General features: G+C 66.3%; 12 protein-coding genes. 9 read left to right on the top strand and 3 right to left on the bottom strand.

The genetic code is table 11. From position 1 onward, the window contains the following. Positions 1–79: 79 nt before the first annotated feature. Positions 80–253, top strand: a complete 174-nt coding sequence (locus DCG74_RS33965; protein WP_036006471.1) for a DUF1328 domain-containing protein — start codon at positions 80–82, stop codon at positions 251–253. 16 nt (positions 254–269) lie between these two features. Here DCG74_RS33965 and DCG74_RS33960 read toward each other — a convergent pair whose 3' ends face one another. Beyond that, a complete protein-coding gene (locus tag DCG74_RS33960) occupies positions 270–776 on the bottom strand; it encodes a thioesterase family protein (RefSeq protein WP_172787475.1) in 507 nt (168 codons plus the stop codon). Positions 777–863: 87 nt separating this feature from the next. On the opposite strand from DCG74_RS33960, the gene DCG74_RS33955 reads away from it, so the two are divergent. From DCG74_RS33955 to DCG74_RS33945, 3 genes are all read left to right on the top strand, one after another. After that, positions 864–2,288, top strand: a complete 1,425-nt coding sequence (locus tag DCG74_RS33955) for an FAD-binding oxidoreductase (protein ID WP_172787474.1) — start codon at positions 864–866, stop codon at positions 2,286–2,288. Positions 2,289–2,387: 99 nt separating this feature from the next. Next, positions 2,388–3,716 carry a Spy/CpxP family protein refolding chaperone gene (locus DCG74_RS33950; protein ID WP_172787473.1) on the top strand — a complete coding sequence of 443 codons (1,329 nt, stop codon included), beginning with the start codon at positions 2,388–2,390 and terminating at the stop codon, positions 3,714–3,716. Between the two features lie 34 nt (positions 3,717–3,750). Beyond that, entirely contained in the window at positions 3,751–4,116 is a 366-nt protein-coding gene (locus tag DCG74_RS33945) for a hypothetical protein (RefSeq protein WP_172787472.1), read from the top strand. Positions 4,117–4,167: 51 nt separating this feature from the next. Here the strand turns inward: DCG74_RS33945 and DCG74_RS33940 are convergent, their stop codons facing one another. Then, entirely contained in the window at positions 4,168–5,643 is a 1,476-nt protein-coding gene (locus DCG74_RS33940; RefSeq protein ID WP_172787471.1) for a caspase family protein, read from the bottom strand. Positions 5,644–6,066: 423 nt separating this feature from the next. Here DCG74_RS33940 and DCG74_RS33935 point away from each other — a divergent pair, with 423 nt between their 5' ends. From DCG74_RS33935 to DCG74_RS33925, 3 genes are read left to right on the top strand one after another with little or no spacing between them, the layout of a single operon-like run. Further along, positions 6,067–7,098 carry a TRAP transporter substrate-binding protein gene (locus DCG74_RS33935; RefSeq protein ID WP_172787470.1) on the top strand — a complete coding sequence of 344 codons (1,032 nt, stop codon included), beginning with the start codon at positions 6,067–6,069 and terminating at the stop codon, positions 7,096–7,098. A 22-nt stretch (positions 7,099–7,120) separates the two neighbouring features. Then, entirely contained in the window at positions 7,121–8,974 is a 1,854-nt protein-coding gene (locus tag DCG74_RS33930; protein WP_172787469.1) for a TRAP transporter large permease subunit, read from the top strand. Between the two features lie 12 nt (positions 8,975–8,986). Continuing rightward, on the top strand, positions 8,987–9,964 hold the full coding sequence (locus DCG74_RS33925; protein WP_172787468.1) for a hydroxyacid dehydrogenase: 978 nt from the start codon (positions 8,987–8,989) through the stop codon (positions 9,962–9,964). Between the two features lie 6 nt (positions 9,965–9,970). Here DCG74_RS33925 and DCG74_RS33920 read toward each other — a convergent pair whose 3' ends face one another. Then, entirely contained in the window at positions 9,971–11,137 is a 1,167-nt protein-coding gene (locus DCG74_RS33920) for an ABC transporter substrate-binding protein (protein WP_172787467.1), read from the bottom strand. 287 nt (positions 11,138–11,424) lie between these two features. Here DCG74_RS33920 and DCG74_RS33915 point away from each other — a divergent pair, with 287 nt between their 5' ends. Together DCG74_RS33915 and DCG74_RS33910 are read left to right on the top strand one after the other, a co-directional pair. Next, positions 11,425–13,854: an EAL domain-containing protein gene (locus DCG74_RS33915; RefSeq protein WP_172787466.1), complete on the top strand. Its 2,430-nt coding sequence runs from the start codon at positions 11,425–11,427 to the stop codon at positions 13,852–13,854. An 88-nt stretch (positions 13,855–13,942) separates the two neighbouring features. Further along, complete coding sequence (locus DCG74_RS33910; RefSeq protein WP_172787465.1) at positions 13,943–15,238, top strand: MFS transporter; 1,296 nt, start codon at positions 13,943–13,945, stop codon at positions 15,236–15,238. Positions 15,239–15,309 lie beyond the last annotated feature (71 nt).

Raw genomic sequence — 15,309 nt, 5'->3', positions numbered from 1 at the left:
TTCCCGCGTCGAGATTGTCAGGGCAGGTGGCGCGGCCAGCCGCGTCGATCGCAGACAACATCAAGACGAGGGTTTGACCATGCTAGGCTGGGTTGTGACGTTTCTGGTTATCGCACTGATCGCCGGCATCCTGGGCTTCGGCGGCGTCGCCGGCGCTTCGATCGAGATCGCCAAGATCATCTTCTTCATCGCAGTCGTTCTGTTCCTGGTCTCGGCCGTCGTCGGTCTGGCGCGCGGCCGCAATAGGATATAGCGCGGCGGATCGCGCACTAGCGCTTCGAGGGCATCGCCACATTCCGGCCGATGCCCTCGGGTCGCGTCAAGGCGCTGTGGGACTTGGCGACCCCGGCAATACGCTGCCGGATGTCGGGCGGAAACGGCGCAACGCGCCGCGCCTTCATGTCCATGTGCAGCGACATGTTCTCGGACGTTGCCGACAGCCAGCCCTCGGTGCCGTGCCGCAGCTCCTCGAATGTGTGCAGCCGCTTGTCGTCGGCCTCCAGCAGCCACACCAGGATTTGCACGGGATCGCCGAGATGGATCTCGCGCAAATAGCGCACGTGGCACTCGGCGGTGAAGGTCGAGCCGTGGCGCTCTTTCTTGTAGACCGGGCCAATCCCGAGTTCGAGCCAGAACTCGTCGATCGCCCGGTCGAACATCACGTTGTAATAGGCCATGTTGAGATGGCCGTTATAGTCGATCCATTGCGGCTCGATCTGCATGATCGAGGAGCGAAACGGCTCTGCGTTCGGCGCTGTGGCGGCGGTCTCCGGCATGTGTCCTTCCCAAGCTATGCGTCCGGTCCCTTGACTTGACCGGTTATATGTCCTTTGCCACGGTCTCTTCTCGTCGGGAGGAATTCCGTGGGTACGACCATCACCAATAATCCGCCGCGGCCGGAGCCGAAAGCCCTCGCAAGCGCGCTGGAGCAGCTTGCCGCACGCTTCGGCAACCGCCTCATCACCTCGCAGGCCGTGCGCGAGCAGCACGGCCATACCACCACGTGGATCGTCAATCAGCCGCCGGACGGCGTGGTGATGGCGCAGGAGACCGCCGACATCCAGGACGTGGTGCGGATCTGCGCGAAACATCGCGTGCCCGTCATTGCCTTCGGCACCGGCACCTCGCTGGAGGGCCAGGTCAACGCGCCTGCCGGCGGCATCTCGATCGACCTGCGCGACATGAACAAGGTGCTCGCGGTGCATGCCGAGGACCTCGACTGCGTGATCCAGCCCGGCGTCACCCGCAAGGCGCTGAACGAGCATCTGCGCGACCAGGGCCTGTTCTTCCCGATCGATCCGGGCGCGGATGCTTCGCTCGGCGGCATGGCCTCGACCCGCGCCTCCGGCACCAATGCGGTGCGCTACGGCACCATGCGCGACAGCGTGCTGGCGCTGAAAGTGGTGCGCGGCGACGGCGAGATCATCACCACGGGCACGCGCGCCAAGAAATCCTCCGCGGGCTATGACCTGACGCATCTGTTCGTCGGCGCCGAAGGCACGCTCGGCATCATCTCGGAATTGACCATCCGCCTGCGCGGCATCCCCGAGACGATCGCGGCCGGCGCGGTGTCGTTCGAGACCGTGCACGGCGCCTGCCAGGCCGTGATCCTGGCGATCCAGACCGGCATTCCCGTGGCGCGCATCGAGCTGCTCAACGCCGCGCAGGTGAAGGCCTGCAACGCCTATTCCAAGCTGACTCTGCCCGAGACGCCGCTGCTGCTGATGGAATTCCACGGCAGCGAGGTCGAGGTCGCCGAGCAGTCGAAGGCCTTCGGCGAGATCGCAAAGGACTGCGGCGGCGGCGATTTCTCCTGGACCACCAAGCCGGAGGATCGCACCAAGCTGTGGCAGGCGCGGCACGACGCCTATTGGTCGGTGAAGGCGCTGCGGCCCGGCGACAGCATCGGCGTGGTCGCAACCGACGTCTGCGTACCGATCTCGCGGCTCGCCGACTGCGTCAGCGAGACCGAGGAAGACCTCAAGCGCCTCAATTTGCTGTCGCCGATCGTCGGCCATGTCGGTGACGGCAATTTCCACTGCTCGCTGGTCTGCGACACCAACGATGCCGACGAGATGGCGCGCGGCGAGGAGTTCATGCACCGCCTGGTCGAGCGTGCGCAGGCGATGGACGGCACCTGTACCGGCGAGCACGGCATCGGCCAGGGCAAGCAGAAATATCTGAAGGCCGAGCTCGGCCCCGAGGCGCTCGATGCGATGCGGGCCCTGAAGAAGGCGCTCGATCCGCTCAATATCTTCAACCCCGGCAAGATCGTGCCGGAGGCATAAGGCCCGCGCCCCAGTCCGGGAACTTTCGGTAATGTTGCCGGTTCCAATTCCCGCCAAGTTCCGATGCCTCAATGGCAGGGCTGTGCGCGGGAGGGTGCGATGGTGCGACCGGTCGTTGGAATTGCCGCAATGGCCTTCGCCTGCCTGCTGGCGGGTGCGGCGCTGGCGAAGGGCGGACATGGAGGTGGACATGGCGGCGGCCACGGAGGCGGGCATGGCCATGGCCATCACGGCGGTGGTCACCATGGTGGTGGTCATCACGGCGGCGGCCATTTCCGTGGGCACGGCGGCGGGCACGCGCATGGCGGCGGGCATCATCGCGGGATGCGGTTCACAACCGGTGCCCGACGCGGCGGCCCGAGCTTCGGTCAGATCCGCAATGCCGCGATACGGCCGGCGAACTTCCGCAACGCCTGGAACGCCAGCGCATTCCGCAACGGCCGGCTGATCAGCAATCCGGCGGCCCGCGCGCAGATCGCCGCGGCGGCAGCACTCGCCGGCTGGGGCGGCGCAAGCAGCGGGTGGTGGCAACATCCGGGTGGCGGCTATGGCTGGGTCGGGCCGCTGTTCTGGCCGTTCGCCTATAACGACCTCTACGATTACGCGATCTGGGGCGACGGGCTCGGCTTCTGGGGCTACGGCTATCCGGACATCTATGCCGGCATTTTCGGCCCCTACGGTTATGATCGGCTGTCGGCCTATCTGCCGCAGCAGCCGCAGGGACGGCGGCGGGCGCGCAGCGCGCCGCTGGATGAGCTCTGCGGCAGCGACCGCCGCGCCATCGTCGGCCTGCCGATCGATCAGATCGCGGCCACGGTGCAGCCGACGGATGCGCAGGGCGCGGCTCTCGATGCGCTCGGCAACGCCTCGGTCGACGCGGCGGCATTGATCCGCACATCCTGTCCGATGCAGGCCGCAGCCACGGCGCCCGGCCGGCTCGCCGCCATGCAGCAGCGTGTCGAGGCGATGCAGAAGGCCGTCGAGCTGGTCCAGCCCGCGCTCGACACATTCTATGGTTCACTCAACGACGAGCAGAAGGCGCGCTTCAACGCGCTCGCCGACGATCAGCGTCGTGCCGCGGCATCGAACAATGCGGGCGGATCCTCGGTGCAGACCTGCGGCGCGTCTGCCGCGTTCGATTGGCCCGGCGCTACGATCGAAGAAAGACTTCGTCCCAACGACACCCAGCGCGCGGCGCTCCAGGTGCTCCAGGACACCAGCGCCAAAGTCAGCGCATCGCTCAAGGCGGCCTGCGAGCCCAATGAGGTGATGACGCCGCCGGCCCGCATGGCCGCGATTCGCAAGCGCCTCGACGTCATGCTGGACGGGATCAAGTCGGTGCGGGCGGCGCTCGATGATTTCTACGCCACGCTCAACGACGAGCAGAAGGCGCAGTTCGAGGCGATCGGCCCGCGCCGCATGTCCTGAACGCCGCGAGCAATTGAAGACCACGGGTGGGGCAATGAAGTGGTTCGCGAGGCGAGAGCCGGCAGACGTCTGGGACGAGCCAGTCGGGAGGCCGATCGGCGATATCGAGGCCGCCGACCGGATCCGCAACATCTGCCAGGCGGCGCGAACGATCGCCGAGGCCGCCGGAGCTTCAGCGCCGGCCAGCACGCGCGAGCGCTATGAACGCGCGGCCCGCACCGCGATGGAGATCGCGATGAAGATCTCCGACGATCTGATGCGCGACGATGCGGTGCGCCGCATCGTGGATCTCTGCATGAAGGCTGAGGACATCAAGACGGCGCAGATCCTGTCGCGCGCGATCCAGGCAGGCTGGATTCGGGAAGCCGTGCTCCGGGACTACCCGACGCTGTCGCAATAAGTTCGGCTCGCGCGATTGGCGCGAGCCGAATGCTGCTTGTGCCGGACCGGCTCAGTATCTGCGGTACCCGCCATTGTGGTCTCCGCCGCGGCCGCCCATTCCCATGCCGAGGCCGATCCCTACGCCGATGCCGATGCCTTGCATCACAGCCTCCGGCGGCGGGCCGCGATCCGGCGGCGGCGCGCGCTCGTAGACCACTTGCTCGGACGGCCGTCGCTTGGGCGGCGTCTCGACCAGCTTGCGCTTCGGCGGGGTCTCGTCGACGCGCTTCTTGATCACGGGCGGAACCGAGGGGTTGACCGGCGTTGCCGGGGTCGCGGGCGTCGAGCACGGGCAGGTCGGCGCCATCGCGACCGCGACGGGCGTCACCGCGGCGGCGACGGGCACGGCGTAATTGCGATTCTGCACGCGCAGCAGCAGCCGGCGCGCGGTTGCCGCGAGATCGCTGTTGTCCCAGTTCGCTAGATAAGCTTCGAACGAGGCGCGGGTGTTGATGGCGGTGGCACGCTCCCACGCCAGCATCTGGCGACGCCGCTCCAGCACCGTGCGCAGGCGCGGGGTGCGGGTGTCCTGGGCATACAGCTCGATATAGGCCTGATATGCCTCCACCGTGTCCTCGGTGATCACGAGCTCATAGGCCACCATGGCCGGCTTGCCCTGCAACGTCTTGCGCCAGTCTTCGACGCTGCGCGTGCCGCTGGCGAGCGCCATCGCGTTCGCGCCGGGAAGCGCGGGCGTGCTGCCGCTGCTCTCGCCGAAGAACTTGAAGTCGGTGGTCAGCGAGGAGCTTTCCCATGGGATCTGCCGCCCGTCGGTCGATTGCGCCACGGCGACGCGGATGCGCTTGAACACTTCCTCGATCGGCAGGTTCGGCTGCTTGGCAATGGTCAGCGCGGCGGTTGTGTAGGGGCTGTCGATGCCGTTGCCGTCCTCGGCCTCGGCGCCGGGCGAGGTCGAGTAGGAGATGAAGGAGCCGGGCGCGCCGGCCTTGGTGTCGACGATCGCAAGACCGTGGCCGGCGCCGCTGAGCGCGGGGAACGGGTTGTTGCGGCAGGCGTCGAGCATGAAGATGCGGGCCCGCGTCGGCAGCGCGCCGAGCGTGTTGAGCAGGTCGTTCAGCCGCACGCCCTGCAGCGGGATGTCGGCCTCGCGCTTGGGGTCGAGATCGACGGGCACCAGATAGTTCTCGCCGTCGATCTGCAGGCCGTGGCCGGCATAGAACACCAGCGCGACGGTGTCGGCGCCGCTGGCACTGACCTTGCCGGCGAAGTCCGAGATCGCCGCGCGCATCTCGGTCTGCGCCAGATTGGCCGCCGTGGTGACGGTGAAGCCGGCACTCCCGAGCAGCTCCGTCATACCCTTGGCGTCGTTGGCGGCGTTGGGCAGCTCCGGCACGGTGCGATAGGCCGATTGGCCGATCACCAGCGCGAGCCGCGCTTCGGCGGCCGCTTCCGTCGGCGTCATCAACTGACTGAGTGCGAGAAGACCGGACGCAAGAAGCAAATTCGAAAACACTGGACGGCGCATGATGTCACCTCCAACGGCAATGCGCACGATGATGTCACTTTTTCTAAGCCCGCGCCACGCGGCCGTCTGTGCTCTGGATCACGCATGGGCCGCGGCAAAATGGGGCAGTCCGTCTGCCGGAGCACGGGGAATTGGTCAGGGCATCATCCATGTCAACTGCGCATTGATCCATGCTCCAATTGGATTGATCCGGTGCAATGGGCGACGGCGTTCCTTGCGCAGATCGGGCGGCAGGCCGATCCTCGCGGCAAATCTCCGGGAAATGGCAGTGATTTCGCTTGGCTGGTGACGGCGGTATGCGCGCCGCGACGCTCCGTGACCGCAGCAGGCTACCTTGCCTGTGTCGTCGCTTTGGCCATACAGTCCGCGCAACGGCTGCGGCAACGACCGTGGCGAAGAAAAAGACCAGGGAGAAGCCGCACCATGACCATCGTGCCCGTGAACCGTCGCGCGTTCATCAAGTCATCGGCGGCGGTCACCGCCGGCATTGTGCTCTCTCCCGCCATCATCGGCCGCGCCGAAGCTGCGACGCTGAAGCTGAAATGCTCCTCCTCGCTGCCGAACGATCCCAAATACGCCAATGGCCGCGTCTACTACGACAACCTGGTCAAGAACCTGAAGGGCAACGGCCTCGGCGAGCAGATCGAGGTCGCTTTCTTCCCCGACAACCAGCTCGGTCAGGAGATCGACGTCATCAATTCGGTGAAGCTCGGCGTCATCGACCTCATGGTGTCGGGCTCGTCGATCTCGGCCAATCTGGTGCCGCTGGTCGGCACCTTCGATCTCGGCTTCCTGTTCTCGAGCTTCCCGCAGCAGACCAAAGCGTTTGAGGCCGGCGCCGCCAAGCCGATCGAGGACGCGCTGCTCAAGGGCGGCAACATCCGCATCATCGCCTGGGCCTATAATTTCGGCTCGCGCAGCGTGCTGGCGAAGAAGCCGGTGAAGACGCCGGAGGATCTCGCCGGCCTCAAGATCAGGACGCTGCCCAATCCCGTCATCACCGAATGCCTGCGCCTGATGGGCGCCGCCGCAACGCCGCTGGCGTTCGGCGAAATCTACACGGCCTTGCAGGCTGGCGTGCTGGATGGCCTGGAGCATGACCCGCCGACGATCCTCGCCAGCAAGTTCTTCGAAACGTCGAAATTCTACGCGCTGACGCAGCACAATTTCTCACCGCTCGCGATCTATTTCAGCGACATGACGTACAACCGCATGGATCCGAAGCTGCGCGAGGGTTTCCTCGACGCCGCCAAGAAGGCCGCGGCCGACACCCGGGCCCATGGGCTCGCGGTCGAGAAGGAGGCGCTGGCCGCCTTGACCGAGAAGGGCGTGACCGTGGCCGAATGCGACCGCGAGGCGTTCAAGAAGCGCGTCGCGCCGCAACACGAGAACTTCATCAAGGCGCGGCCGGAGTCCAAGGCCGTCATCGACGTCATCCGCGCGACCCAAGCTTGATATGACCAAATCTGACGTGGCCATGTCAGCCGCCGTGCCCCTCTCGGCCGGCCGCCATGGCAGCATCACCTTGCTGCTTCGCGTCAGCGACGCGATCGCGGCCGTCCTGCTCGCCGCCGATCTCGTGGTGGTCTGCGCCTCCGTGCTGCTGCGCTTCTTCTTCAACGCGCCGGTCGAATGGTCCGACGACGTCGCGCGCGGCCTGATGGTCGGCTCGGCCTTCTTCGGCGCGGCGAGCGCGCTCGCGCGCGGCGAGAATGTCGGCGTCTCCTTCTTCCGCGATCTCTTGCCGGTGCGGCTGCGTTCGCTGGTCGATGCCGCAAGCGCGCTGCTGATCGTGCTGATTTCCGGCTACGTCGCCTACAACGCGATCAAGCTGGGCTCGCTCACCGCCGGCCAGACCACCGGCTCCGGTCTGCCGCTGGAGCTGACCTTCTATCCCATGGGGATCGGCGCGCTGTTCATGACGGTGTTCGCAATCGATCATCTCTGCGCGAGGCCGCTGCCCGATATCGCGAGGGGACTCATCGCGATCCTCGTCGTGACGGGCCTCTACCTCGCCTGGGATTATCTGTCGCCATCCTCGGTGCCGTCGGCGGGCACCCTGATGATGATCGGCTTCTTCGCCACCCTGTTCGGCGGATTGCCGATCGGCTTTGCGCTGGCTCTGGCCGCGCTGATCTTCATCTGGGTCGAGGGCGCACTGCCCGGCGTGATCTTTGCCCAGCAGATGGCGCGCGGCATCGACAATTTCGTCCTGCTCGCGATCCCCTTCTTCATCCTTGTCGGCTATCTGATGGAAGCCAACGGCATGTCGGTGCGGCTGATCGAGCTGTTGCAGCGTGCCGTGGGCCGCATGCGCGGCGGCCTCAATGTCGTGATGGTGGCCTCGATGGTGCTGTTCTCGGGTATCTCCGGCTCGAAGATGGCCGACGTCGCCGCGGTCGGCTCGGTGCTGATCCCGGCTGCGCGGCGCTCCAAGCAGAACCCGGGCGGCGCGGTGGCGCTGCTTGCGGCCTCGGCGGTGATGGCGGAGACGATCCCGCCCTGCATCAACCTGATCATTCTCGGCTTCGTTGCCAACCTGTCGATCGGCGGCCTGTTCGTCGCAGGGCTGCTGCCGTCGGCGCTGATGGCGCTGGTGCTGATCGCGGTGTCCATCATCTTCGGCAAACGGCCGGACAAGGTCGAGGATGTCGAGCCGCAGATGCCGGTGTCGGGGCTGTGGAGCGGCGCGATCGCATCCTTCGGCCTGATCTTCATGATCTTCCTCGGCTTCAAGAGCGGCTTTGCCACGGCGACGGAGATCTCGGCCTTCGCGGTGGCCTATGCGCTGGTCGTCGGCAGCGTGGTGTTCCGCGAGCTCGGCTTCAAGACCGCCGCGCACAGTTTCGTGCAGGCGGCGACGCGTGCGGGGTTGGTGCTGTTCATCGTCGCCGCCGCGCAGTCATTGGCGTTCACCCTGACTTTGCAGCAGGTGCCGCATGCGGTCGGCGACTTCATGCTGGGTCTCTCCAAGACCTCCGGCGTCTGGCTGTTCATCCTCTTGGCGATCGCCGTCCTGATCGTGATGGGCTCGGTGCTGGAGGGCGCGGCCGCGCTGATCATCTTCGGGCCGCTGCTGCTGCCGGTCGCGGTGCAGCTCGGCGTCGATCCCCTGCATTTCGGCGTCGTGCTCGTCATCGCAATGGGTATCGGCCTGTTCGCGCCGCCGCTCGGGCTCGGTCTCTACGGCGCCTGCCTGATCGGCAACGTGCCGATCGAGCAGACGGTGAAGCCGATCATGGGCTATCTTGGTCTCTTGTTCCTCTGCCTGCTCGTCATCGCCTTCGTGCCATGGCTCTCGACCGCGCTGCCGCGGGCATTCGGCTATTGAAGGAGTCCTGTCGTGAAGGTCCTGCTCGCGCATACCCCGGAGATGCGGCGCAATTACTATGGCGATCGCAGCCTGAACGGCCTTCGCGCGGCCGCCGAGGTGATCCTGCACCAGGGGGATGAGCCGCTGGACGCAGCCAGCCTGGTGCGCGCCGCGAAGGACGCCGACATCATCGTTGCCGATCGCATGACGGAAGGGCGCGGCGAGATCTTTGCGCAATTGCCGCGCCTGCGAGCGTTCGTCCGCTGCGCTGTCGACATCCGCAACGTCAACGTGGATGCAGCGTCGCAAGCCGGCGTGCTGGTGACCCGCGCCGGGCCCGGCTTCGTGCAGGCCGTGGCCGAGCTCGCGCTCGGCTTCATGGTCGACCTCTCCCGCGGCGTATCGCGGACCACGGCGGATTATCAGGCCGGCCGCAAGGCTGAGGCACGGATGGGCCGCCAGCTCGCCGGCAGTCGGATCGGCATCATCGGCTACGGCAGCATCGGGCGCTACCTCGCCGAGATCGCAAAAGTGCTGCGCATGGAGGTGCTGGTCTCCGATCCCTTTGCGACAGTCAGCGATGCCGCGATCCGCCAGGTCGGTCTCGACGAGCTCCTCGCAGCCTCGGACTATGTCATCTGCCTCGCCATCGCCAACGAGCAGACCGAGAACCTGATCGGGGAGGCGGCGCTGGCGCGCATGCAGAAGCACGCCGTCTTCATCAATCTCTCGCGCGGCAATCTCGTCGACGAGGTCGCCCTGGCACGCGCGCTGCGTGAGGGCCGCATCGCCGGCGCCGCCATGGATGTCGGGCGCGCGCCCGATCAGATGCCGACGCCCGAGCTTGCCAAGCTGCCGAACGTCGTCGCCACGCCGCATGTCGGCGGCCTGACGCCGCAGGCCATCGAATACCAGTCGCTGGAGACCGTGCGGCAGGTCGAGGCCATCGTGAGGGGAGAAATTCCGCAAGGCGCGGTCAACGCCGATCGCTGGACGCGGCGGCCGTGAAGAGCCCTAAAGCCGGTCCACGGCCTTGAACGTACCGTCCTTCTGGATCACCGTCAGGAACACCTTCGGCGGCGTGTCGAGCATGCGTGTGCCGACGGTGAAGAGGCTGCCGCTGATGTCGAAGCGGCCGGTATCGTTGATGGCGCGCAGCAGGCTTGCGCGCGTCGGATTGGGGCCGGCCTTTTCCAGCGCCGCGGCCGCGAGGCGGCCGGACAGATAGCCTTCCAGCGACACGAAATCAGGCGTCAGCGTCGGATCGAACGCCTTCTGCGCCGCCTGATAGTCGGCGACCAGCTTGAGCGAGCGGTCCCATGGAAACGGCACGACCTGCGAGACGATGACGCCTTCGCCCTCAGGGCCGAGTTCCGCCGCGAGCGCAACGGCGCCGACGAAGGAGATGTTGACGAAGGTTGGACGGGCGCCGCTGCGGTGGGCGAGCTTGATGAACTCCGCGCACGGTCCGTAGGTCCCGACCATGACGATGGCTTCCGGGTCGGCGCGCTTGATCATGCGCCAGGCCTGGACGACCGCGCGGGTGTTGCGCTCGAACGTGCCTTCGGCGGCGAGCTCGAGGCCGCGCTTGGCGAGCGCACGCTTGACGCCGACAAGTCCGTCGCGGCCGAAGGAATCGTCCTGGTAGAAGATGCCGATGCGCGTGAACTTGCGATCCTCGGTGAGGTGCTTGATCCAGGCCTCCGCCTCCGCGCCGTAGCTCGCGCGGATGTTGACGACGTTCGGAAGCTCGAGGTCGCGCAGGAACTCGGCGCCGGTGAACGGGCCGATGAAGGGAACGTTCCTGGCGCTGGTGATCGGGATCGTCGCCATCGCTGTCGGCGTGCCAACCGCGCCGATCAGCGCGAACACCTTGTCGTCATCGATCAGGTGCAGCGTCTGCGCCACCGAACGGTCGGGGTCGTAGCCGTCGTCGCGGCTGATGAGCTGAAGCTTCCGGCCGTGGACGCCGCCCTTGGCGTTGATCTCGGTGAACGCGGCGACGATGCCTTGCCGCATGCGCTGTCCGAGCGCAGAGGAGGGGCCCTCAAGCGCCGCGGCCTGGCCGAACAGGATCGCATCCTCGCTGATGCCGGCCTCGTTGCCCCTTGCCGCCAGCGTGGTCGCGGCCAGAAGCGCGATGGTCAGGACGACGGAGCTCGCTGATCGAAATCGATGCATCGGAGGCTTTGCCGGATCGTTGGAAGAAATCTTGCGCAACGTAACGCGCGAGCCTGAATAGCTCGCTAAGCGGCACGACGCAGAAAGGCCGTAGTACACCGGGTAAAACCGGTAACTTATGTCGATAACGCCGGGATCGCTCGCGCACTTCGTTAACTAGTTTCCGCATTGCGGAACGACCAATTTCCAAAATTGTGCAGTTCTTAACCGCGATCTTGTTCCGATAGCGGCGCCGGCACCTCAACCAGAGGTTCGGTTCGTCGCGGAGAGGGGACGGCGGCTTAAAGATGGGCGGTCGCGATCAGAACGATCAGGATCGGAGACGGAGAGGCGGTTGGTGGCGAGCCGCACCGCTGCTCGGGCTCTATCGCCCTGCGCTCGTCGCGGTCGGCGTCGGCCTGCTGTTCTCGATCGTGGGCGCCGCCGCCGTCGCGAGGTGGGAAGATCGCGTCAACAGGATCGAGTTCGAGAACGCGGCCGAGACCCAGGCGATCGTCATGCAGAACGGCATGAACGAGTACATATCGAGGCTTCTCGCGCTGCGCACCCTGTTCGAATCGACCAACGAAGAGGTCACCCGCAGCGAATTCGAGACCTTCAGCGCCCGTCTGTTCGAGCGTCATCCCGGCGCGCTGCGCATCTCCTGGTTGCCGCGCGTCAACCGCAAGGAGCGCACGGAGTACGAGACAGCGGCGATCCGGGACGGCGTGTCGGGCTATCAAATCAAGTCGCTGCAGGGCGAGACGTTCGTCACCGCGCCGCAGAGCGATGAATATATTCCGGTGTTCTACTCGACTGAGCCGAAGACCTCGCTGGTCTACGGCATGGATTACATGACCGTTCCGGAGCGCCGGTCGATGCTGGAGCGTGCGCGTGACAACGACCGCGTGGTCGCCGTGCGCACGCCCCTGTTCGGGCCGAGAGACGGCGACCGGCTGTCCTATGTTCTCGTCGCCATTCCCGTCTATGCCAAGGGCACCTCGCGCGAGGAGATCGCGGACCGGCGCCGCAATCTCGCCGGCTTCGTGGTCGGCATCTTCGACCTGCCGCTGCTGATCCAGTCCATTCGTGTGACCACCGGAGCCAGCCCCGCGGTCAGCATGACGGTCTTCCCGCCCTTCGCGGCGCAGATCGTCAGCCTGGAGCAGATGCTGCCGGATTATTCGTCGTCCGCCGTGGCGTTGCGGTCGATGCGGGACATCGCGCGGACCCTGCACTGGTCGGGCAGTCTCAAGATCGGCGATACCGATTGGCAGGTGCGGGCGGTTCCGACCGCCGGCGGTCCGCTGGCGACGACTTACGACCGCGCGGTCGCGGTCCTCGTCGTCGGCATGCTGCTGACGCTGTCGCTGTCGACCTATCTGATGCTCGCCAGCCGCAATTCGCGGCGACTGTCGCTGGCGAACCGGCGGGTGCTCGAGCTTGCCCAGACCGACATCCTCACCGGATTGCCGAACCGCGCCTTCTTCCTCACCCGGCTCGACGAGATGAACAGGCAGTTGAGCGTGAGGGGCCTGCCCTTCGCGATCCTGATGCTCGACCTCGACCGCTTCAAGAACGTCAACGATTCCCTCGGTCACGCGGCCGGCGATGCGCTGCTGCGCCAGGTGGCGCAGCGGCTGAAATCCGCGTTGCGCGCCGACGACGTGCTGGCGCGGCTCGGCGGTGACGAATTCGCCATCATCCAGGAGGCCGGCGAGGACCAGCGCGCCTGCTCGACCGAGCTGGCGGCACGGATCGCCAAGCTCGTGAGCGAGCCGTTCCTGCTGCCCGGCCACCGCGTCGAGATCGGCACCAGCATCGGCATCGCGATCGCGCCGGATCATGGCAGCGATCAGGAGCAGCTCCTGAAGAAAGCGGATCTGGCGCTCTATCGCTCGAAATCGGCCGGCCGCAACTGCTTCACGATTTATGATGAAGCGATGTCGGCCGAGCTGGAGGCGCGCAACACGCTGGAAGGAGATCTGCGCGACGCCATCGCGCGCTGCCAGCTGGAGGTGCACTACCAGCCGTTCGTCGATGCCCTCAGCGGCGAACGACGCGGCTTCGAGGCGCTGGTGCGCTGGCGGCATCCGACGCGCGGCCTGATCCCGCCGGACCAGTTCATTGCGCTTGCGGAGGAGACCGGGCTGATCGTGCCGCTCGGCGAATTCGTGCTGCGGCGCGCCTGCGCGGACGCGGCCGGCTGGCCCGCCGATCTCACGGTCGCCGTCAATTTGTCGCCGATCCAGTTCAAGGAAGCCGAGCTGTTCGAAATGATCTGCGCGGCGCTCGCCGATTCCGGCCTGCCGCCGCAGCGGCTGGAGATCGAGATCACGGAATCCGTGCTGCTGGAGCGCGGCAGCGAGAACCACGCCTTCATGGAGCGGCTGAAGCAGCTCGGCGTCGAGCTCGCGCTCGACGATTTCGGCACCGGCTATTCCTCGCTCAGCTACCTGACCGCGTTCCCGTTCGACAAGATCAAGATCGACAAGTCGTTCATTCGCAACCTGACCCAGCAGCCGCGCTCATCCGCCATCATCTCCTCGATCGTGACGCTGGCGCGCGGACTGGACATGTCGGTCACCGCCGAAGGCGTCGAGACGCGCGAGGAGTTCGACCGGCTGAAGGCGCTCGGCGTCAATTTTGCGCAAGGCTATCTGTTCGGCCGGCCGCATCCGATCGAGCGGATCCTGTTCGACGCGCCGGTCAAGTCCTCACGGCTCGACGCCGCCTGAGCGCGCGCGAGGCATGCGCGAAAAGCGCTTGACCCAGGCATCCCCGGATGGTCCGAAGAACCGTCCAGGGATGAAACAAGCACACAACATGCGGCTTCCTTTCTTCTACGGCTGGGTCGTGGTCGCCGTGACCTTCGTCACCATGGCGATCGGCGTCAACGCGCGCACCGCCTTTTCGCTGTTCTTTCCGCCCATCATCGCCGAGTTCGGCTGGGAGCGCGGCGTCACCGCGGGCGCCTTCTCGTTCGGCTTCGTGGTGTCGGGCGCGGTCAGCCCGCTGATCGGCCGCCTGATGGATCGCGCCGGCCCGCGCGCGGTGATGGAGTTCGGGGTCTTGCTGATGGGCGGCGGCCTGCTGCTGGCGCCGCTGACCAGCGCGCCCTGGCACCTCTATGTCACCATCGGCGTCATGGTCGGCGCCGGCAGCGTCTGTCTCGGCTATTCCGGCCAATCGCTGTTCCTGCCGAACTGGTTCATCCGCAAGCGCGGCTTCGCCATCGGCATCGCCTTCGCCGGCGTCGGTATCGGCTCGGTGACGCTGCTGCCATGGGTGCAGCACATGATCGAGCAGACCGGCTGGCGCACCGCCTGCACCGCGATGGGCCTGCTCGTCCTGATCGCGCTGGCGCCGATCAACCTGCTGCTGCACAAGCGCCCCGAGGACATCGGGCTCCAGCCGGACGGCGATGCCGCCCCGGCCGCGGGCGCGGCAAGGCCGGCCTCCAACGTGGTCGATCCCGTCTGGGCCAACACCGACTGGACGCTGCAGCGCGCCGTCGCGACCGCGCGGTTCTGGTGGATCGCGCTCGGCTATTTCTGCGGCCTGTACATCTGGTACGCAGTGCAGGTGCACCAGACCAAATTCCTGCTCGACGTCGGCTTCAGCTCCAGCGTTGCGGTGTGGGCACTCGGCATGGTCAGCCTGCTCGGCATTCCCGGCCAGATCGTGCTGGGGCACGTCTCCGACCGCATCGGCCGGGAGTGGGTGTGGGCGATCAGCTGTGCTGGTTTCGTCGTCTGCTTCGCCGCGCTGATCGCGCTGAGATATCAAGCTTCACTCTGGCTGGTTTATCTGATGGTGTTCACGCAAGGCGCGCTGGGCTACGGCCTCACTTCGATCATGGGCGCGGTGGTGTTCGAGATCTTCCAGGGCAGGCATCAGGGCAGCATCTTCGGCACGATCATGCTCGCGGCGCTGGCGGGCGGTGCGGCCGGACCGTGGGTGACCGGCTTGCTCTACGATCGCGCCGGCCACTACACGCTGGCTTTCGCCGTCGCGATGGTCGTGAGCGGAATGTCGGCGCTCGCGATCTGGCGGGCGGCGCCTGGGAAGGTGCGGGCGGTCGCCGGCCGGCTGCACAAGCTCAAAACGGATTCCCGATAGGTTCCGTACACATCAAGATATCTGCAGCGTTTTGGCCGAGCGTTAAGCATGTCACGTCTTGCTGCAACGCG

The sequence above is a fragment of the Bradyrhizobium sp. WBAH42 genome, assembly GCF_024585265.1.
Classification (GTDB): Bacteria; Pseudomonadota; Alphaproteobacteria; order Rhizobiales; family Xanthobacteraceae; genus Bradyrhizobium.
Note: the sequence above shows the minus strand (reverse complement) of the source record. Positions and strands in the feature narration are given on the sequence as shown.